This window comes from Bradyrhizobium sp. SZCCHNGR1005 (assembly GCF_032489995.1).
In the GTDB taxonomy this organism is placed as follows: Bacteria; Pseudomonadota; Alphaproteobacteria; order Rhizobiales; family Xanthobacteraceae; genus Bradyrhizobium.
The window spans coordinates 922,780-942,500 of the sequence record NZ_JAUEZC010000003.1 but is presented as its reverse complement, the minus strand read 5'-3'; the positions used below and the strand labels follow the sequence as shown (position 1 = coordinate 942,500).

The 19,721-nt window shown below is 64.1% G+C and carries 17 protein-coding genes and 1 tRNA gene (1 of these 18 running past the window's edge); 5 read left to right on the top strand and 13 right to left on the bottom strand.

Annotated features, from left to right (window positions below):
* Nucleotides 1-1,277, bottom strand: the 5' portion of a protein-coding gene (locus QXZ85_RS16860) for an NAD(P)H-dependent oxidoreductase (RefSeq protein ID WP_315744258.1). Its footprint begins 28 nt before the window's first position; the window shows 1,277 of its 1,305 coding nt (coding positions 1-1,277); it begins with the start codon at nt 1,275-1,277; its stop codon lies beyond the left edge, outside the window.
* A gap of 153 nt (nt 1,278-1,430) precedes the next feature.
* Between QXZ85_RS16860 and QXZ85_RS16855 the strand changes: the two genes are divergently transcribed.
* A complete protein-coding gene (locus QXZ85_RS16855) occupies nt 1,431-1,973 on the top strand; it encodes a methylated-DNA--[protein]-cysteine S-methyltransferase (protein WP_315744259.1) in 543 nt (180 codons plus the stop codon).
* A gap of 15 nt (nt 1,974-1,988) precedes the next feature.
* On the opposite strand, the gene QXZ85_RS16850 is transcribed toward QXZ85_RS16855, so the two are convergent.
* From QXZ85_RS16850 to QXZ85_RS16835, 4 genes are all read right to left on the bottom strand, one after another.
* Complete coding sequence (locus QXZ85_RS16850) at nt 1,989-2,858, bottom strand: MBL fold metallo-hydrolase (protein WP_315744260.1); 870 nt, start codon at nt 2,856-2,858, stop codon at nt 1,989-1,991.
* 19 nt (nt 2,859-2,877) lie between these two features.
* Complete coding sequence (locus QXZ85_RS16845) at nt 2,878-3,492, bottom strand: glutathione S-transferase family protein (protein WP_315706385.1); 615 nt, start codon at nt 3,490-3,492, stop codon at nt 2,878-2,880.
* A gap of 128 nt (nt 3,493-3,620) precedes the next feature.
* Complete coding sequence (locus tag QXZ85_RS16840) at nt 3,621-4,463, bottom strand: fumarylacetoacetate hydrolase family protein (RefSeq protein ID WP_315706384.1); 843 nt, start codon at nt 4,461-4,463, stop codon at nt 3,621-3,623.
* A 136-nt stretch (nt 4,464-4,599) separates the two neighbouring features.
* The gene (locus tag QXZ85_RS16835; RefSeq protein WP_315767072.1) at nt 4,600-5,448 is read right to left on the bottom strand and encodes an MBL fold metallo-hydrolase; all 849 of its coding nucleotides are present in this window, start codon (nt 5,446-5,448) and stop codon (nt 4,600-4,602) included.
* Between the two features lie 113 nt (nt 5,449-5,561).
* Here QXZ85_RS16835 and QXZ85_RS16830 point away from each other — a divergent pair, with 113 nt between their 5' ends.
* On the top strand, nt 5,562-6,020 hold the full coding sequence (locus QXZ85_RS16830; RefSeq protein ID WP_315706382.1) for a DUF3775 domain-containing protein: 459 nt from the start codon (nt 5,562-5,564) through the stop codon (nt 6,018-6,020).
* A 24-nt stretch (nt 6,021-6,044) separates the two neighbouring features.
* Here QXZ85_RS16830 and QXZ85_RS16825 read toward each other — a convergent pair whose 3' ends face one another.
* The gene (locus tag QXZ85_RS16825; protein ID WP_315706381.1) at nt 6,045-6,827 is read right to left on the bottom strand and encodes an SDR family oxidoreductase; all 783 of its coding nucleotides are present in this window, start codon (nt 6,825-6,827) and stop codon (nt 6,045-6,047) included.
* A 152-nt stretch (nt 6,828-6,979) separates the two neighbouring features.
* On the bottom strand, nt 6,980-7,495 hold the full coding sequence (locus QXZ85_RS16820) for a CvpA family protein (RefSeq protein ID WP_315706380.1): 516 nt from the start codon (nt 7,493-7,495) through the stop codon (nt 6,980-6,982).
* Nucleotides 7,496-7,605: 110 nt separating this feature from the next.
* On the opposite strand from QXZ85_RS16820, the gene QXZ85_RS16815 reads away from it, so the two are divergent.
* Nucleotides 7,606-8,367 (top strand): SDR family oxidoreductase, encoded by a 762-nt coding sequence (locus tag QXZ85_RS16815; protein WP_315706379.1) that lies wholly within the window; start codon nt 7,606-7,608, stop codon nt 8,365-8,367.
* 64 nt (nt 8,368-8,431) lie between these two features.
* On the opposite strand, the gene QXZ85_RS16810 is transcribed toward QXZ85_RS16815, so the two are convergent.
* From QXZ85_RS16810 to QXZ85_RS16800, 3 genes are read right to left on the bottom strand one after another with little or no spacing between them, the layout of a single operon-like run.
* Nucleotides 8,432-10,030, bottom strand: coding sequence for a GMC family oxidoreductase (locus tag QXZ85_RS16810; RefSeq protein WP_315767073.1), 1,599 nt, complete (start codon nt 10,028-10,030; stop codon nt 8,432-8,434).
* 10 nt (nt 10,031-10,040) lie between these two features.
* A complete protein-coding gene (locus tag QXZ85_RS16805) occupies nt 10,041-10,166 on the bottom strand; it encodes a hypothetical protein (protein WP_315706377.1) in 126 nt (41 codons plus the stop codon).
* A gap of 52 nt (nt 10,167-10,218) precedes the next feature.
* On the bottom strand, nt 10,219-11,652 hold the full coding sequence (locus tag QXZ85_RS16800; RefSeq protein ID WP_316174484.1) for a coniferyl aldehyde dehydrogenase: 1,434 nt from the start codon (nt 11,650-11,652) through the stop codon (nt 10,219-10,221).
* Nucleotides 11,653-12,109: 457 nt separating this feature from the next.
* On the opposite strand from QXZ85_RS16800, the gene QXZ85_RS16795 reads away from it, so the two are divergent.
* A tRNA-Met gene (locus QXZ85_RS16795) sits at nt 12,110-12,186 on the top strand.
* A 307-nt stretch (nt 12,187-12,493) separates the two neighbouring features.
* Here the strand turns inward: QXZ85_RS16795 and QXZ85_RS16790 are convergent.
* A complete protein-coding gene (locus QXZ85_RS16790; RefSeq protein ID WP_315764765.1) occupies nt 12,494-14,803 on the bottom strand; it encodes a phosphocholine-specific phospholipase C in 2,310 nt (769 codons plus the stop codon).
* Between the two features lie 138 nt (nt 14,804-14,941).
* Here QXZ85_RS16790 and QXZ85_RS16785 point away from each other — a divergent pair, with 138 nt between their 5' ends.
* On the top strand, nt 14,942-16,936 hold the full coding sequence (locus QXZ85_RS16785) for a tetratricopeptide repeat-containing sulfotransferase family protein (RefSeq protein WP_315768654.1): 1,995 nt from the start codon (nt 14,942-14,944) through the stop codon (nt 16,934-16,936).
* Between the two features lie 142 nt (nt 16,937-17,078).
* Here the strand turns inward: QXZ85_RS16785 and QXZ85_RS16780 are convergent, their stop codons facing one another.
* Together QXZ85_RS16780 and QXZ85_RS16775 are read right to left on the bottom strand one after the other, a co-directional pair.
* On the bottom strand, nt 17,079-18,344 hold the full coding sequence (locus QXZ85_RS16780; protein ID WP_315767075.1) for an alkaline phosphatase family protein: 1,266 nt from the start codon (nt 18,342-18,344) through the stop codon (nt 17,079-17,081).
* A 417-nt stretch (nt 18,345-18,761) separates the two neighbouring features.
* A complete protein-coding gene (locus tag QXZ85_RS16775) occupies nt 18,762-19,691 on the bottom strand; it encodes an AEC family transporter (protein WP_315767076.1) in 930 nt (309 codons plus the stop codon).
* Nucleotides 19,692-19,721: the final 30 nt, after the last annotated feature.

Here is a 19,721-nt window from a genome sequence, read left to right as displayed (position 1 = left end):
TTTCGGACTTTCACCGTCTCATCGTTCGGTTCGATCGCGACATCGCTCCAGCGCACCACGGCGCCATGCACGATGTCGCGGGTCAGCCTGACGCGATGCGCAAGTCCGATCGGGAGCGCGCCCAGCTGGAGGCTCGTCGCTGCCGGCATCAGCCGGCCCCAGACCGTGTACCCGCCTTCACCGTCGAGCATTTCGCCGCTCCGGAGATTGCGCTTCGCCACCGCCACGACATCACCATGGAAGCCAAGCGGCTGTCCGGTCGGCTCCTTGCGCAGTGCGGCCGACAGCACCGAAATGTTCAGCTCGAGGCCGATGAGGTGATAGGGCTTGTACATCGCGGCGTAGCGTCCGCTGGCGTCCGTCTTGAGCCCGTATTGCCTGAAGCAGTCGGCAGTGTAATCGTTCGGTGCTTCCAGCACGACATAAACACCCCATCGCAGATCGCGAAACACCGGGCGGCCGTCGCGCTCCAGCGAAGAGACCACCTCGACCATGCCGGCTTTTTCCAGGATGCCTCCGGCCTCGCGCGGTCGCAGCACATGGGGGAGATCGTCGACGCCGCACGGTGGAAACAACAGCCCGTCGCCGGGAACGCCCAGCCCCGTTGCATTCGCAATCGCCGCCATCTCGATCACGGATTTGGTGCCGTCGAGGAATGAGTTGAACATCTGCGGGTTCATGCCCGCGGATTGCGCCGCTGCGGCGGTCAATCCGTAATGCTGCCAGACGCCTTCCGGCGTCACGTCGTGGTAGGCCGGCAGGTACTTGGTGCCCTTGCCTGCGGCCACGACGCGAAAGCCGGTGGCGCGGGCCCAATCCACCATCTCGGCCGTCAGCGCCGGCTGGTCGCCATAGGCCAGCGAATAGACCACGCCGGCCTTGCGCGCTTCTTGCGCCAGCAGCGGGCCGGCGAGCACGTCGGCCTCGACGTTGACCATCACGATATGCTTGCCGGCGGCGATCGCTGCGCGCGCATGCCGGATCCCAGCCGCTGGATTGCCGGTGGCCTCGATCACCACCTCGACATCCGCACTCATCGCCTTTGCCGCATCGGACGTGAACGCGGTCGCGGCGATCAACGCCTCGTCCCACCCCACGGTCTTGCACGCGTCCTTCGCACGCTGCGGATCGAGATCGACGATCGCCGTCACGTCCAGGCCGGGCACATGCGGGACCTGCGCCAGGAACATCGAGCCGAATTTGCCGGCGCCGATCAGCGCCACGCGCACCGGCTTGCCGGTGGCGTTGCGGGCCTGCAGGAGGGAGAAGAGGTTCATGGGATCATTCCGATTGGCGTGATTCCTGGGTCGCGTGGTCCTCAAAACGGCGGGACGGCCGGCCAAGATTGGCAGAATCCGGGTGGATCGCAACATTCTCCAAGACTAGATTCTGTCCATGTTGATAGGGGGCAGCAAACGATGGAGCCCGCCATGCAAGATGAATATTTCGCATTGTTCGACACCGCGGTCGGCGCCTGTGCGATCGCCTGGGGACCGCGCGGCATCAACGGCGTGCAGCTGCCGATGGGCATTCCGGAGAAGACGCGCGTGCGGATGCGGCAGCGATTCGGCGAGATCCGGGAGGCCGCGCCGAGCTCGCAGGTCAGTCTCGCGATCGCGCGGATCACGCGTCTGTTGGCCGGTGAGGCCGATGATCTCAGCGACATCCCGCTCGATCTCGACGGCGTGCCGGCATTCCATCGCGGGGTCTATGCGATCGCGCGCACCATTCCGCCCGGCAAGACCATGACCTATGGCGAAATCGCCAAGAAGCTGGGCGGCGTCGAGCTGTCGCGCGAGGTCGGTCAGGCGTTGGGCCGCAATCCGTGCCCGATCGTCGTGCCCTGCCATCGGGTGCTCGCGGCCGGCAACAAGCCGGGCGGCTTCTCCGCCAATGGCGGCGTCGAGACCAAGTTGAAGATGCTGGCCATCGAAGGCGCCGCCGTGAATTACACGCCGAGCCTGTTCGGGTGAGCGCGGAGCGCGCGCTTACACCCACTCGCAGCTGAAGCCGTTGCCGCTGCGACGGATCCGGCCGATCGAGGGCGAGGGGAAATGCGCCGGGCAGCACAATGCGCCGCTGTCGCAACAGCGCTCCAGGAATTGCCGTCGCGTCGTTGCGGCCTGTCTCGGATCGACGTCGAATTTCGGCGACAACTCCGGATAACGCAGCTGCAGCGGCGAGTGCATCAGGTCTCCGCCGAATAGCGCCTCGTCCCGGCCCTTGCCGACGGCAATGGCGACGTGGCCCGGCGTGTGGCCGGGGGTCGGTAGGATCCGCACGTGATCGCCGATCGAGAAATCATCGCCGACGATATCGGCGCGGGCCGCCTCGACCACGGGCAGCACGCTGTCCGTGAACGGTGGGACCTCAGCCTTCGCGTTCTGCGCCGTCCAATGGTCGTATTCGTGCGCGCCGAAGATATAGCGAGCGTTCGGAAAGCTCGGCGCCCAGCGACCGTTGTCGAGCCGCGTGTTCCAGCCGACGTGATCGACATGCAGATGCGTGCACATCACGAAGTCGATGTCATTGACGGAGACGCCGGCGCCGGCGAGCGCGCGCATATAGGTGTCGTCGGTCTTCATGTTCCAGGCCGGCCGCCCCGGTCGCGGCTTGTCGTTGCCGATGCAGCTGTCGATCAGGATGGTGTGATGCGGCGTCTTCACCACATAGGACTGGAAGCAGAGGATCAGCGTATCGCGATCGTCGATCGCCTTCGCCTGTTTCAGGCTCTCGCGGCTTTCATCGAGCATGTCAGGCGTAAGATCAGGAAACATCTCGCGTGCTGCGAGAAAGGGGACTTCCTGCTCGACGATACGCTGTATGGTGAGATCGTTGACGGACAATGTCGCGCTCACGAGCCGCTTCCTTCGCCTGTTACGCCGCCGGGGGCGCCGAGACCCTGACGGACTCGCGCTCCTGCATCTTCTGATAGAACGCATCGAGCGTGGGATAGGCCTTGCGCCAGCCGCAATCGGCAAAGCGGAAATCGGCATAGCCGAGCACGCAAACCAGCCCGATCGCTGCGACGTCGAAGGGACGTGACAACAGATCCGCCTGCTGCGCAAAGCGCGCCATGCCGGTCCAGGCCCGGTTCCAGTGATCATCGCTCCAGGCCTTCCAGCGCAACGCCTCCGGGCGCACCAGCGCCTCGTAACGGCACAGCAGCATGGAATCGAGCATGCCCTGCAGCATCGAATGCTCTGTCTTCACCTTCCAGCGCGAAGGGCCGGATGCGGGGATCAGCTTGCCGCCGCCCGCGAGCTCGTCGAGATATTCGACGATCACGTAGGAATCCAGGATCACATCGCCATTATCGAGGATCAGGACCGGAAGCTTCTTCAGCGGCGTCAGTCGAGAATATTCGTCGTTCGGCTGGCCCGGCGTGACCGCCGCCGGCACGAACTCGATCTGATCGATCAGCCCGAGCTCGATCGCGGCGATGCGCACCTTGCGCGCGAAGGGTGAAGCGGGAGAGAAGGTGAGTTTCATGATGGTGCCCCTTACTGACGCGAGCAGAACGTTGTCATTGCGAGGAGCGTCAGCGACGAAGCAATCCTGGGTCTTTCCGCGGTGACAGTTCTGGATTGCTTCGCTTCGCTCGCAATGACGGCGTCGGCTTAGGCCTCGATGATCACCTGGCGCTGCTCGCCCAGCCCTTCGATGCCGAGCGTGACGACGTCGCCAACATTGAGGAAGGTCGGCGGCTTCATGCCCATGCCGACGCCCGGCGGCGTCCCCGTGGTGACGATGTCACCCGGCAGGAGCGTCATGAATTGCGAAACATAGGAGATGCACTTGGCGATCGAGAAGATCATGGTCGCCGTGGTCCCGGTCTGGCGGCGCTGGCCGTTGACGTCGAGCCACATCGAGAGGTTCTGCACGTTCGCAATCTCGTCCTTGGTGACCAGCCAGGGGCCGACCGGGCCGAAGGTGTCATGCGACTTGCCCTTGGTCCATTGTCCGAGCCGCTCGATCTGGAAATTGCGCTCGGAGACGTCGTTGCAGATGCAATAGCCGGCGACATGATTGAGAGCATCGGCCTCAGAGACGTATTTGGCGCGGGTGCCGATGATGACTGCAATCTCGACCTCCCAGTCAAGCTTGGTCGAGCCGCGCGGCTTCTCGACGGCGTCATTCGGGCCGCACAGCGCCGTGTTGGCCTTCAGGAAGAAGATCGGCTCGGCCGGAATCGGATTATTGGTCTCCTTGGCATGGTCGGAGTAGTTCAGGCCGATGGCGACGAATTTCGAAATGCCGGTCACGGGCGCGCCGAGCCGCGGATTGCCGGAGACGGCGGGCAGGGAAGCGGGATCGATCGCTGCAAGCTTCTTCAACGATTCCGGCGCATAGGCGGCGCCGTCGAGGTCCCTGACATGCGCCGACAGGTCGCGCAGCTGGCCGGATGTGTCGATCAGGCCCGGCTTCTCCGCGCCTTTGTCGCCGTAACGCACAAGCTTCATCTGGTTTCTCTCCCTAGACCGTCTCTGGCATTCCAGAGGGCATTGTCATGGAGCAAGAGGACATGAAATTCAATCGCAGCCGCGCATGGCTGGCCCTGGCTGCCCGGCGTTTCCGCATCCCACGCCGACCCGAGGATCAGGCCAGCGCCTCGAAGCGGAAGGCGCTGTGATCCCGCCTGATGTGCCCGGCATCGAAATGGCCGCCGATCACCAGCACGTCCTGGTCGGCGACGCGGCCGAACAGCGCGCGCCGGGTCTCTGCCGCTTGCGCGGGGTCCGAATCCGCCGTGGACGACCAGTCCAGATGGGCCATCTGGCAGGGGTGATGGGCGACGTCGCCGGTCAGCAGCCCCTGTTCGCCGGCGGAGCGGATATGCAGGCTCATATGGCCCGGGCTGTGGCCCGGGGTCGGAATGAGGCTGATTTCGTCGGTGAGCCGGGCGTCGCTGGCGACGAGCTCCGCCCGGCCGGCTTCCATGACCGGCTGCACCGAATCCTTGAAGACGGCGATCTGCTCCGGCCTTTCGCTATGGTCGCGCCAATCCTCATATTCGGTGCGGCCGAACACGTAGCGCGCGTTGGCGAAGGTCGGCACCCATTTGCCGTCAGCGAGCCGCGTATTCCAGCCGACGTGATCGACATGCAGATGCGTGCAGACCACCATGTCGATGCTCTCTGGGGGAAAGCCTGCGGCGTCCATCATCTCCAGGAATGGCGTGCTGCGGTTGTTCCAGGCCGGCACGCTGCGGTCCTGCTTATCGTTGCCGAGCCCGGTATCGACCAGGATGCGGTCGGTCGGAGTTTCCAGCACCAGTGCATGGATCGAGAGCTTCAGCCTGCCTTCGGGATTGGCGAAATGTGGGATCAGCCAGGGCAGTTTCGCGATTTCCTCAGGCGTCGCCTGCGGCAGGATGAAGCGGGTGTGGCCGATCGTCTCCAGCTCCACCAGCTTGGTGATCCGCACCCGCCCGACCGTCCATTGCATGATCTCCTCCCCGATCTCATCTTGTCGTTGAACCGCGACGATGCGGGCTTATGCTGGCCCGTGCAATGGATCATCTTTCGAAAGCCGGCGTTATCGGCGAAGAGGAGAGCGAGATGCCAGAGCTGACCATATCGCCCGAGAAGGTCGCGTTCCTGATCGAGAAGGCGCGGGAGTTTGACGTCAAGGAGGACGCGAGCGATCCGGAATCGGGATCGAATGCCGCCGATGACGACATGGTCGACGTGCTCGAGGATACCCCCGACGATCCGGTGGTACGGGAGATCACCGGCTTCATCAATGCGCTCACCGAGGACGAGCAGACCGATCTCGTCGCCTTGATGCGGCTTGGCCGCGGCGACGGCGATATCGAGGATTGGGACGATCTGCGGGCCGAGGCGGCCGGACAGCGCGATCGTCACACCGCGCGCTATCTGCTCGGCGAGCCGATGCTCGGCGATCTGCTCGCCGAGGGGCTCGCAGCGTTCGGCGTCGATTGGACCGAGGAGCGCACGACTGCTGACTCCGCCAGTCCGAGCGAGCGCGACGAGGACGAGATCACCAAGCGGTCGTGATCGTCGCGCCGCTCGCGCGTCCCGTTACAGGGTGCCCGGGAAAGCGCCGCCATCGAGCAGGATGTTCTGCCCGGTGATGTAGCCGGCCTTGGCCCCGCACAGGAAGGCGCAGAAAAGGCCGAACTCTTCCGGATTGCCGAAGCGGCCCGCCGGATTGGTCTTGGCGCGATCGGCGAGGATCTGCTCCGGCGGGATCCCGCGTTTTTCGGATTCGGCCTTCGCGGTGCCGATCAGGCGGTCGGTCTCGAACGGCCCCGGCAGCAGCGCATTGATGGTGACGTTGTTGATCACGGTTTTGCGCGACAGGCCTGCGACGAAGCCGGTGAGGCCGGCGCGGGCGCCGTTGGACAGGCCGAGAATATCGATCGGCGCCTTCACCGCGGCCGAAGTGATGTTGACGATGCGGCCGAACTTGCGCGCCATCATGCCGTCGACCGTCGCCTTGATCAGCTCGATCGGGGTCAGCATGTTGGCGTCGAGCGCCTTGATCCAGTCGTCGCGGGTCCAGTTGCGGAAATCACCGGGCGGCGGACCGCCGGCATTGTTGACCAGGATATCCGGCTCCGGGCAGGCCTTCAGCACGGCCGCACGCCCCTCCAGCGTGGTGATGTCGCCGACCACCTCGGTCACGGTGATGCCGGGCGAGGCGGCGCGGATCTCGGATGCCGTCTTGGCCAGCGCCTCGGCGCCGCGGGCAGTGATCGTCACATCGACGCCCTCATTGGCGAGCGCGAAGGCACAGGCGCGGCCCAGTCCCTTGCTGGAAGCACAGACGATGGCCCGGCGGCCCTTGATCCCGAGATCCACGATTGATCACTCCACGATATCAGTTGAGGCTTGAAAGAGGTTGGCATTCTAGCCAAGGCAGGCGGCGCTGATAAGCGCAAACGGCCCCTGCCGAATTGCATGCCTCATTGCAGGCCTCGCCTCGCACGCCGATGCCGTGCCGCAACGCGGCATCAGATGCGCTGTTGCTGCTTCAGGCGCTCGATCGCCGCGGCGGCTTCCGGAGGCAGCGAGCGGAAACCGCGCTGTGCCGCCAGCGAGAACAGCGGCCGCAGCTGCGAGCCGGTGAGAAAACCTGGCTGGCGTTCGGCCGGCACCAGCTGATCGAATACCAGCACCAGGGTGGTTGCGACCATGCCGACGCGCACCGCGCCGAGCGCCGCCCCGCCGAGCCGGTCGCCGAATCCGGCCTCCGGCCCGATCGCCTCGTCCAGGAGCATGCGCGCGAGTTGGCCGAAGGCCATCCCGATCAGGAGGAAGGCGGCGAAGAACAGCACCCAATTCTGCAGGAAGGGCGAGACCGGCTGGGCCTGCAGAATTGGCCCGAGGCTTGCGGTCGCCGCCGCAGCGAGCGGCATGGCCAGGAGATAAGCGAGGATGTTGACGGCGCTGCGCAACAGCCCGGTGCTGAAGCCGTTATAGACGGCAATCACAAGTGCGACGTAAACGGCGAGGTCGAAGCTGTTCATGGCTGATCCGCCTGGGTTGTACGCGGCGTGCGTAAACAATTCGCCTTTGCGCGCCTTCAAATCGTCTGTATCAATCCGCGCCAACACATAAAGGAAACGCAAGGTCGCCCATGTCCGATCTGTTCGATGTCAGCCGGGAAGTGATCCTCATCACCGGCGCGAGCCAGGGCCTTGGCCGGCAATTCGCGCGGGTCTTGTCGGCGCATGGCGCGGCCGTGGCGCTCGCGGCCCGGCAGACGTCCAAGCTGAAAGCGCTCGAGGACGAGATCAAGGCGAAGGGCGGCCGCGCTGCGGCGGTGCAGATGGACGTCACCAGCACGGCGTCGATTGCGCAAGCGATCGATGCGGCGGAAGCCACGCTCGGCCCGGTCACGGTGCTGATCAACAATGCCGGCATCGCGGTGGAGAAGCTCGCGATCGAGCAGAGCGAGGCCGATTGGGATGCCGTGATCGGCGCCAATCTGAAAGGCGCCTATTTCGCCGCCACCGAGATCGCGCGCCGGATGATCGCGCGGCAGTCGGGCGGCAACATCATCAACATCGCCTCCGTGCTTGGCTCGAGCGTGGTGAAGTTCGTCTCGCCTTATGCGATCTCCAAGGCGGCCGTGATCCAGGCGACCAAGGCGCTCGCTCTGGAGCTGGCCGCCAACGACATCCGCGTCAACGCGCTGGCGCCCGGCTATATCGACACCGAGATCAACCACGACATCTGGAATACGCCGGCGGGCGAGAAGCTGATCAAGCGCATCCCACAGCGGCGCGTCGGCCACGAAAGCGATCTCGACGGCGCCATCATGCTGCTCGCCTCCCCCGCCTCACGCTACATGACCGGCAGCGTCGTCACCGTCGATGGCGGGTTCTTGCTGACGTAGTGCGCCGCTGATTCAAAGCTCTCCGTCAAGCCCGGCCATGACGGCGCAGTCGCAGCTTTATCGCTCACCGCATCTCGCCTCTGATCATATCGGCCGCTTTCTCCCCGATCATGATGGTTGGCGCGTTGGTGTTGCCGCCGATCAGCGTCGGCATGATCGAGGCATCGACCACGCGCAATCCTGACATGCCCCGCACCTTGAGTGTGGGGTCGACGACGGCGAGTGGATCGTTCACGCCCATCTTGCAGGTGCCGACCGGGTGATAGACCGTGTCGACGCGGGCGCGCAGGATGGCTCTGATGTCATCGTCCGTTTTCACGTCGGCGGTGAACAGATCGCGCGTCTGCAACCCGCGCATCGCCGGGGTTTCCATCAGACGGCGTGTCGTCTTGTAGCCGGCGACCATGGTCGCGAGATCCTCGTCTTCACCGAGGAAGTTCGGATCGATGAGGGGGGCCGCGAGCGGATCGGCGTTCTTCAGCGTCACCGTGCCGCGGCTCTTCGGCCGCAACAGGCAGACATGGCAGGAGAAGCCGTTGCCGTGCCGCTTGCGGCCGTGATCCTCGGTGACGGCCATGCCGAAATGCAGCTGGATGTCCGGGACGTCGAGGTCCGGCCGCGTCTTCAGGAAACCGCCACACTCGGCGAAGTTCGACGTCATCATCCCGCGGCGTTCGTGCCGGTATTGGCCGATGCCTCGGATCAGCCGCGCGAGCCCTTTCGGCGACAGCGAGGAGAAGTTCGGATTGTCGGAGGTGTAGGCGAAGATGAAATCGGGGTGGTCCTGCAGGTTCTTACCGACCCCGGGCAGATCGTGCACGCTCGCGATGCCGAGCCGTGACAGCTCGGCGGCATCGCCGACGCCCGATAGCATCAACAGTTGCGGCGTCTGGAAGGCGCCGGAGGCCAGGATCACCTCCCGCCTGCAGCGGATTTCCTTCACCTCCTTGCCTTGCCGATACTTCACCCCGACCGCGCGCTTGCCGTCGAACAGGATCAGTGTCGCGCGCGCGCTCGTCTCGACGCGCAGATTGCTGCGCTTGCCCAGATGCGGCTGCACATAGGCGCGCGCCGCGCTCCAGCGCTCACCATTGTGCTGGGTGACCTGGTAGAGGCCGAGTCCCTCCTGATGCTCGGCATTGAAATCGTCGCGGATCGGAAACTGCGCTTCCCGCGCCCCCTGCAGGAAAATCTCATGCACGGGATTGTCCGTGCGCAGCCGGCTGACATGCAACGGTCCGGTCGTCCCGTGATAGTCGCCGTCGAAATCGGCGTTGTTCTCGGCACGCTTGAAATAGGGCCGCACGTCGGCGAACGACCAGCCGGTGTTGCCGAGCGCGGCCCAATGGTCGTAATCGGCGCGATGTCCACGGATATAGACCATGGCGTTGATGGCGGAAGAGCCGCCGAGCCCGCGTCCGCGCGGCTGATAGCCGGTGCGGCCGTTCAGGCCCTTCTGCGGCAGCGTGGTGAATCCCCAATTGTTGACGGGACCCGCCACCATCAGGAACAGCATATAAGGCGTGGTGACGATCCAATTGTCGCAACGCCCGCCGGCGTCAAGGAGCGCAACGGACGTTCCGGAATCCTCCGACAGCCGCCCGGCCACGGTGGCGCCGCCGCTACCGGCGCCGACCACGATGAAATCGACCTCGTTCGCCACGTATTTCTCCCTAGGTGTACCAGTTTTCTTGTGTTGCTTCCGTCGTCATTGCGAGGAGCTGAAAGCGACGAAGCAATCCAGCTTTCTCGGCAAGACTGGATTGCTTCGCTTCGCTCGCAATGACGACGTCGTGCATTCGAGATCCCGAGTTCGGACTTCGCGTTCCTCGGAACGATGAATGGGTTTCCTCAGCTCAGCCAACGCAGCAGTTTTTCGATCCGCGCGATCTTGGCGCCATAGGGCGGATAGAGATCGGCCATGCGGTTGAGCGGCGACCGGTAGAACACCGGTTTCAGCTTGCTGAAAGTGTCGAAGCCCCATTGGCCGTGATAGCAGCCGGTGCCTGAGGCGCCGACCCCGCCCATCGGCTGGTTGATTTGCGCGAAATGCAGGAGGCAGTCGTTGATGGTGACGCCGCCGGAGACCGTGCGCGAGAGCACCTCGTCACGCGCGGCGTCATCGGTGCCGAACCAATAGAGCGCGAGCGGCCGGTCATGCGCGTTGATGTAGGAGACGGCCTCCTTCGGCTCGCGGTAAATCAGGACCGGCAGCAGCGGCCCGAAGATTTCCTCCTGCATGATCGCCATCTCTGGCGTCGCGCCGACGACCGCGGTCGGCGGGAATTTACGCAAGCCTTTCCAGGCGGGATCGCCGGCAGCTGCCGGCTGCAACAGTTTCGCGCCTTTCGCCACAGCGTCATTGGCGAGGCTCTCGAGCCGGCTGTAATGGCGCTCGGAGATGATCGCGGTGTAGTCCTTATTGGCGGGATCGGTGCCGAACATCGCCTGGATGTGCCCATGTACCTTGCCGGCAAACTCAGCCAGCGAGGCCTCCGGCACGAACACATAGTCCGGCGCGATGCAGGTCTGCCCGGCATTGAGCAGCTTTGCATAGGCGATGCGTTGCGCGGCTTCGTCGAGATTTGCGGAGCGATCGACGATGGTCGGTGACTTGCCGCCGAGCTCGAGCGTGACCGGCGTAAGATTCCTTCCGGCGGCTTCCGCGACGATGCGGCCCACCCGGGTCGAGCCGGTGAAGACGAGGTGATCGAACGGCAGGCGTGCGAAGGCTTCCGCGACGCCATCCTCGATGCCGGTGACGGTCAGTTCCGCCGGCTCGAAATCGGCGGCAATCAGCTCCTTCAACAGCGCCGAGAAGCGCGGAGTGAGCTCGCTCGGCTTGATCACGACGCGGTTGCCGGCGGCGATCGCGCCGATCGCCGGCGCCAGCGTCAGCTGCAGCGGATAATTCCAGGGCGCAATGATGCCGACCACGCCGAGCGGCTGTGGCATCAGCCGGTTGGCGGCCGGCCAGAATTGCAGCGCGGTGGCAATCCAGCGCGGCTTCATCCAGCGCGGCAGCATCTTGATGGTATGCCGGAGCTCGCTCTGCAGAAACAGCGTCTCGGCAATGGTGGTCTCGATCGCGCAGCGATGGCCGAAATCCTCGGAGATCGCCGCGACGAAGCGCTGCTCATTATCGGCGAGCAGCTTGCGCAGCCTCTTCAGCCGCGACAGTCGCGCCGGCAAAGCGGGCGGTGGCGCGCTCCGCGATGCCTCGACCATGGCGTGGAAAGTGTCGTCCAGCGCGGATAAAGGCGGGCTTTTCAGCGACCGGTCCATGGACGTCTCCTTCACCGTTTCCTGCGGATGCGTTTATCGTCTCGGCCTGCGCGACCGTCGTTTGCGCCGAAAGCTCGCGCTTTGCGGAACCGTTGGCAAGGGGAGGGGAAGGGCGTGGCCAGGCAATGGCGGGTTCAGCCAGGCGCGGTGCTGAGGCATGCGCTTCAAGCCGATCCGTGCCGGAGGCCTGTGCCGGTCGTATCCTATTGACGTATCATCAGAATTCGATCCTGGCCCCAGCCGTCCCCGAGTGTCACAAATCTGGAAAAAAACTTGCGCCAAGCCCCTTTCCAAACCGGCCCGGCGTTGGTACATACCGGCCGCGCCCCACAGCCGACCCGGCCGTCGGGGCCTAAGCCTTCTCAGGAAGCCTTAATAGACGGATGACTGGCGCGCGAGGAGCGTTAGCCAGGATCATTTGTCTCTTCGGTTTGTTGGCAAGCGCGCTTCGGTTTATCGCGGGGTGGAGCAGCCCGGTAGCTCGTCAGGCTCATAACCTGAAGGTCATAGGTTCAAATCCTATCCCCGCAACCAAATTCGGACATCACCGGTTCCGATACGAAAATGGCCCGCATTGCGCGGGCCATTTTTGTTTGGCGAGATGATTTGCCGGCCGTGTCATGCACGACGAGTCTCACGCCAGTTCGCCGCACCAGCGCGGTGCCATTGCTCTCGTGCTTCCGCGATTCCGCACGCAAGAAGAACGGCCGCGCCTACCGGCACGGCCGTTCTAACGCTTAGTCTAGTGAAGCGTAGGATTTGACGTTCGCCTGAGCAGTCCCGCGAACTGCGGAGCAAACGTCAAATCAGCTTCATCCGTTATTCGACGCGCGGCGCCCCCTCAGGCCTTCAACGCCAGCAGACCGCCCATCGCCGGGTCCGACTTGCTGTCGCGTCCGGTCTCGACATGCCCGGTCAGCCGGTACTCGAAATGCGGGTCTTCCGCGACCGTGACGACGAGGTCGTACCAGCCGTGGAAACGCTCAAGCGGCAGCCTGCCGTCGGCACGCCCGTTCGGGCCAAGCGTGCGGACCATCTTTTCGCCGGTATACGCATCGAACAGGGTCACGGTGGCCTTCTGCGGCCGCGTGTTCCGCACCGACAGCGAGATCAAGTTGTCGTCGTCATCTCCATAGCCAGAGCGGATATCGAGCGCTACCGCGCCAGAGCCGACGCTGCCCTTGAACGAGCGGGTGAACCCGTTCGGGCCGTAGACGGTGAGGTCGTACGTTCCGGTGACGGTCCAGGATCCCGACAGGGTCTTGCCGGCCTCGACCGTGTAGGTCCGGACCGGGTCGGTGGTGCTGCCCGAGCGGACGTGGAACACCGCGCCGGCCTTGCCGCTGTTGATGAACTGCAACGCGATCGTGCCGGCGGTAACGTCGACCTTGCCATAGACATTCAGTTCGTAGGGCAGGGCGCGCGCCGGGCGAATGCCCTTTTCCTGCTCAGGAATACCGATGATCACGTTGTTCGGCTTGATTGCGACCGTCGGCGGGCTGACGGTGCCCGACAATTCGCCGACCGACGGCAGATAGCCGGCGGTGGACGGCAGCTTGACCTGATCGTCGTCGTCCCGATCCCGATCCGGATTCTTGAAATTGAACACCGAAGTCAGGTCGCCGCAGACGGCGCGGCGCCAGGGCGAGATGTTGCGTTCGTAGACACCGAAACGCTTTTCGATGAACTGGATCGTCGACGTGTGATCGAAGACTTGCGAGTTCACGTAACCGCCCTTGCTCCACGGCGAGATCACGAGGCACGGCACCCGGGTCCCCAGTCCGATCGGGCCGGCCGGCGATGCGGTCGTGACGATCTCGTTGTGGTAGTCGACCGTCGAGGCGCCCATGTCGGGCGTGGCCGACACGGCCGGCGGCGGTGAGGGCGGAACGACGTGGTCGAAGCTGCCGTCGGCTTCGTCGTAGTTGATGATGAAGACCGTCTTGCTGAACACCTCCGGCTTCGACACCAGGATGTCGAGCACCTGCGAGATGTACCAGGCACCATAGTTGACGGGCCAGGAGGAGTGCTCGGTGTAGCCGGCCGGCGCGACGATCCAGGAGACCTGGGGCAGCGTCCCGTTCTGCACGTCGGCCTTGAACTGGTCGAACTGGCTGAGAGCCCAGGCTGTCCAGGCGGAGGCCGGAGCGTTGGCCGCAGGCTGATTGTAGGCCAGCTGTGTGCCGGTGCAGGCATTGTCGAACAGCGGGTTGCCGGCGCTAGAGTTCGCGTATTGGGCAAAATACAGCAGCGAATTATCCGTATAGTCGCCGCTGAAATCGCCGGCCGGGCCTCCGTCGCCGAAGTCCGGCGCGAACGTGCTACCCGCCAGGTCCTGATAGACTTTCCAGCTCACGCCGGCCTTGGTCAGCACCTCGGGAAACGTCTCCCAGCTCAGGTAGTGCCCCTGAGGAAGGCCATTGCTGGTGATCGGGCCTGCGCCGAAGCCGTCCGTTCCGCCCGCGCCCACGTAATCGACGTTTCCGATGCTGCCGGTCCACATGTAGCAGCGGTTCGGATTCGTCGGGCCCAAGATCGAAGAGTAGTAGTTGTCCAGTACCGTGAAGGCGTCGGCCAGCGCGAAGTGATAGGGAATGTCGGCGCGCGTGAAGTACTCCATCGCGACTGCGCCCTTCTGCGCTGCCCAGCCGTCGTACTGCCCCATGTTCCAGGCGATGTGGTTACGGCTCCAACCATGGTCGGTGCCGCCGAGATAGGTGAGGCCGAGGCTGTTGAGGCCGGCGCTGATCTTTTGCGGGTCGATGCGCAGCGGCGGAATCACGGGAACGCCGTTGGCCGGGCCGCCGAGGTTGCCGTAATTCGGCGGAACGGAATAACCGGCTGCGATATTTGCCGCGCTGGCAGGCTGCAGGAAGACCGACGCCTTCACGGCGCCTCCGGTCTGAAGCGGCAGGTTGATCTTGACGGCGCGCGGATCGGCGAAGCCGCGGACGCCGCGCAGCGTGCCGAAGTGATGGTCGAACGGACGATTCTCCTGCATCAGGATCACGATGTGCTCGACATCCTTGATCGTGCCTGTGCGGTGATGAGCGGGAATCGCGAGCGCCTTCGCGACGTTTGTGCTGAGCGTGGTCGCTGCGGCGCCCGCCCCCAACATTTGCAGAAACTGACGACGATCGGTATTGGTCAACGAGCTAGCCCCCAAGTCATGCTGTGCGAAGATTGATCGAGGCAAGCCGAACGGCATCGCTCGAAATCAGGTGAGGGGCGCACGCTAGGAACCGATCATTGCGCGCAGATGAAATATCTATGAAGCGAGAGTGAAGTGATGGTGACCGAGCTCGATCGCCGCAATACGAATGCCGATACGTTAGCCGCGGAGCTGCGTCACGTTCAGGATCTGACCTCCGCTCGTCGGCACACGGAAGCGCTGGCCGCGGCCCGCGCAGTGCTGCAGCGGGCGCCATCGCAGCGGCGCGCGCTTTATTTTTCGGCCCTGAACCTTCGTTTGCTCGATCAGCCGAAGCAAGCTCTCCAGGCGCTGGATGGGTTCGAGCGCGCTCAGCCAAGCTTCAGCCTGCTGTTCCAAGAGCGCGGTCATTGCCAAGTGGCGCTGGGAAATCCGGCGTCCGCGATCGAGTCGTTCGAACGCGCGGTCGAACTCAATCCTGCACTCGGATCGAGCTGGGCGATGCTCGAACGACTGCTCGGCGCTGCCGGCCAGAGGCGGAGAGCGCAGGTGGCATCACAGCACCTTTCGAAACTGAGCGAATTGCCGCGCGCGGTCGTGGAGGCGGGCAGCTGGTTCTGTGACGGCGAGTACTTGGCAGCGGAGAACCTTCTGACGAGCTACATCGAGCAGGATGGAAGGCATGTCGAGGCGTTGCGCCTGCTCGGGCGGATCGCGCAGCGGCGCGGCGCAACGGATCGGGCCGAGAGTCTTTTCCGCGAAGTGGTGCAGAATGCACCCGGTTATTCCGCCGCGCGGTTGGATCTTGTGCGCATTTTGATCGAGCGCCAGAAATACGCGGCGGCGCTGGACGAGATCCAGCCGCGCCTGCAGACGGAGCCGTCCGATTCCGATGCCCGATTTTTGCGCGCCACGAGCCTCGCGGGCCTCGGTCGCCATGACGTTGCGGTGCCGATCTTCCGCGAACTGCTCTCGGAGACGCCGGAGCTTAATCATCTGCGCATCGTGCTTGGGCATTCGCTGAAGGCGCTCGGCCGGGCCGACGAGGCGGTGCAAGCCTATCAGGACGCGACCAACGGCCGAGCCGATATCGGCGATGCATATTGGAGCCTCGCCAACCTGAAGACATATCGGTTCAGCGGCGACGAGATCAGGCGGATGCGGGAGCTCGAGGCGCTACCGGCTCCGGGGCTGCCGGATCGCGAACATCTTTGCTTCGCGCTCGGCAAGGCGCTGGAGGATCGGGCCGAGTTTGGCGCGTCCTGGTCGTTCTACGAACGCGGCAATTTGCTGGTGCGAGCGAAGAGGGGCTATCGCGCCGAGGTCACGGATGATCGCGCACGTCGCCTGATCGAGACCTGCAGCGAGGAATTCCTTGCGGCCCGCAGCGGTGCCGGCGCCGCCGACCGCGATCCGATCTTCATCGTCGGCCTGCCACGCTCGGGTTCGACGCTGCTCGAACAGATCCTGGCCTCGCACCCGGACGTGGACGGGACGCAGGAACTGCACGACATTCCGCGCGCCGTTTCGGAATTCCGCGGACGCTATCCGGATCTGTTGCCAGGGCTCGACCCGCTTCTGTTCGAACGCCTCGGGCGGCGCTACGTGGACGAGACGCGCGTCTATCGGTGTGGGCGGCCGCGTTTCATCGACAAGATGCCGAACAATTTCTGGCACATCGGCCTGATCCACCTGATGCTGCCGAATGCGACTATCATCGACATCCGGCGCGAGCCGATGGCCTGCTGTGTCAGCAACCTCAAGCAATTTTTCGCGAGAGGGCAGGAGTTCTGCAACGGAATCGAGGAGATCGCGAGCTATTACAGGACGTATCTGGAGTTGATGCGTCACTGGGATCGAGTCCTGCCGGGCCGGGTGCTGCGGGTCAGTTACGAAGACCTGGTCGAAGATCTCGATGGCAGCGTGCGTCGGATCCTTGCGCATTGTGGGCTCGCATTCGACGCCGCCTGTCTGGAATTCCACAGCAACCGCCGTGCGATCAATACCCCAAGCTCGGAGCAGGTGCGCCGGCCGCTGTTCCGCGACGGACTTTCGCAGTGGCGGAACTACGCGCCCTGGCTCGATCCGTTGAAGGACAGTCTGGGCGATGCAATCAATCGGTATCGGGACTAAAAGAAAGACCGCCTCGCGGGCGGTCTTCCATTCGTCGATCGTGAGGCGGTGATGGCGGAATTCGTCGCCTTCGGCGCGGTCCGCCCGTGCTGGATATGTGTCGAGACGGGCGGCTGAGCGTGGACATGCGACGAATGCGATATTACTTCCGCCCGTCGAAGAGATCGTTCATCGTATCGGTCGTGGCATCGCATGCGTGATTGAGGCAGGGCAGCCCGAGCGCCCCCTCGATCGACTTCAGCAGCGAGTAGTGCGTATAGTAACGACCGCTCTTGCGTGCATGCGAATCATCGGCGTCGTGATCGTGGTCGCCGTCATTGGTATCCACGATCAGCGCCACCTGGTTGGTGATCGGAGCGTTGGCGTAGTCGCTTTCATCCCAGACGATGACGATGGCGTTCCTGCCTTCGTTCCATGACGGCGAGGCCTTGATCGCACCGACGATCCTCTCCAGTGCGACGTCGCCCTGATACATCAAGGCCGGGTTGAGGCCCTTCTGCGTTCCGACATCGTTCGGATCGTAATCGCACTGCGGGCCGGCGCCGCTGCGGCCATGCTGATCGTTGCACTGGTTCGGCGCGATGAACGAGAACGTCGGCACGTGACCTTTGCGGAGGTCCGCAAACAGGCCTGTGTTGCCGTCGAAGCTTGCGACATTGCCGAGGCTCAGCCCGGGATGCGTCCCGTTCTGGATGTCCAGGAAATAGGCGAACGGATTATGCTTCACGGCATACAGTCCGACGACGCCGTCGGTTACGCCGGCGCTGGTTGGCGGGTTGAGGTTCGAGAACACGCCGTCGGCACTGTTGACGTTGTCGGCGCCGGTCGGCGGGAGGCTCTCCTGATAAGTCTTCCAGGTGCCGCCCTTCGCGACGATCTGATGCGCGATCGTCTTCGCGACGGTCGGTTGCGCCGGGTACGACGCCGAGCCATTGATGTTGATCACGGGCCCCGGCTGGTTGCCTTCGAGGTTGCCGGTGTCGATCGCAGGGGTCGCCGCATCATTTCCCGCGCCGCGGAAAGGGCAGATGTTCGGATACGAGCTCTGATCCAAAGCCGGCTGGCCGGTGCTGAGGTTGGTCTGGCAGCTCCCATTGTGCCAATCCGGCGAATGATCGTTCAGCACGCCGAAATTCGAACCGCCGACGACTTCCAGGTAGTTCGTCAGGCTGGGGTGGCCGACGGCGAAATAATTGGTCGCGAGCCCGGCCTTGTTCGCTAGCTTGTTGGTGAACGGCATGTTCGGGTTGTTGATGATCTCCGCGTAGCCGTGGTTTTCCATCATGATCAGAAACACGTGATCGAGATGGCGCATGCCATAGGGGACCGGGCCTTCCTTCGCGAACGCGGTCGCTGCGACCGACGCCGTTGCGACTCCGGCGAGCAGGGCGATAACAGTCTTTTTCATTTAAATGGTGCCTCCTGATGGCTGGTAAGCAATGACAGCCGAGTGTGATGCGTGAAGAGGATGCGACGAGAGCCGGCCCCGATGCACGGCGCAATCGAGCCGCCGCGTGCAACGCGTTGCCCATGTCGCGATTGCTGCTGGGAGCAGCGCGACGAATGAACTCTGATCGTGTAACGGCTGCGTGACGGCTGAGTGACTCGGAAGCGAATAACTGAGAGCGCGTTCAATGGCGCGCCGCCACACGTGATCGCTCGCGACGCTCAAGGTGCAATCAGGCACTCAGTCGTTGTGGCACGGGTCGTATGTTCGACATGCGCCGGCTTCATCGAGTCGGTCAGCACATTTCGTCCGACGGAATCTCGAGCGACGTTGCTTCGGTGCGCGGACGCTGCAGTTCGCCGCTTTCCAGGCGTCTCGTCAAAAGTCTCTTGCCGCTCCAAGCAGAGCCAGCACGATCGGGATCGCCGGAATCGCCAGGAGTGTCTGAGTCGCGGTGATGCCGGCCATCAGCGGTGCATCGCCGCCGAGCTGCCGTGCCATGATGTAGGCCGAAGAGGCCGTCGGCAGCGCCTGAAACAGCAGCACGGTGAAGAGGCCCTGGCCCGTGAGCCCGGTGGCTGCAGCCGCCGCAACGGCCGCCAACGGCATGGCGATGAACTTGGCGAGCGATGACACCGCGACCGGACCGACCCAGGATCGAATCGCGCCGAACTCCAGCGCGGCGCCGACGCACAGCAGGCCGAGCGGCAGTGATGCGGCACCGAGCGAACGCAGCGCGGGTTCGAGCATGGACGGTAGGCCGAGGCCGAGCGCCTGCAGCAAGATACCTCCGGCTGAGCCGAGCACCAGCGGATTGACCAGGATCTGCCGCAGCATCGCAGTCGCGTTCATGCGCGCGGCGCCGAAGGCTGCAAAGATCATGACGCAGAGCACGTTTACGGTCGGCACGATGGCGGCGTTGCAGATCGCCGCAAGTGCGATGCCTTTGGCGCCGAACAATCCGGCGACGATCGATACGCCGACATAGTTGTTGAAGCGGACGCTGCCCTGGAACACCGAGGTGAAGGCGGCGCCATCGATCGGCAGCAACGGTCTCAGCAGCACGACCAGGCCGGCCACCAGGATGGTGGAGACGACCAGCACGGACGCCATCCCGAACACCGGCAGCGCGTCAAGCCGCGCAGTCGCCAGCCCGTGCAGGAACAGAGACGGCAAAAGCACGTAGTAGCCGAGGCGCTCGGCCTGCGGCCAGAATGCCTCGGCGAGAAAGACACGCCGGCGCAGGAAAGCACCGAGCGCGATCAGGATAATGACCGGCACCAGGGCCAGGAGGACGGCGCCGGTCATGCCGGTCGCTCCAGCTTCACTGCGAAGCTA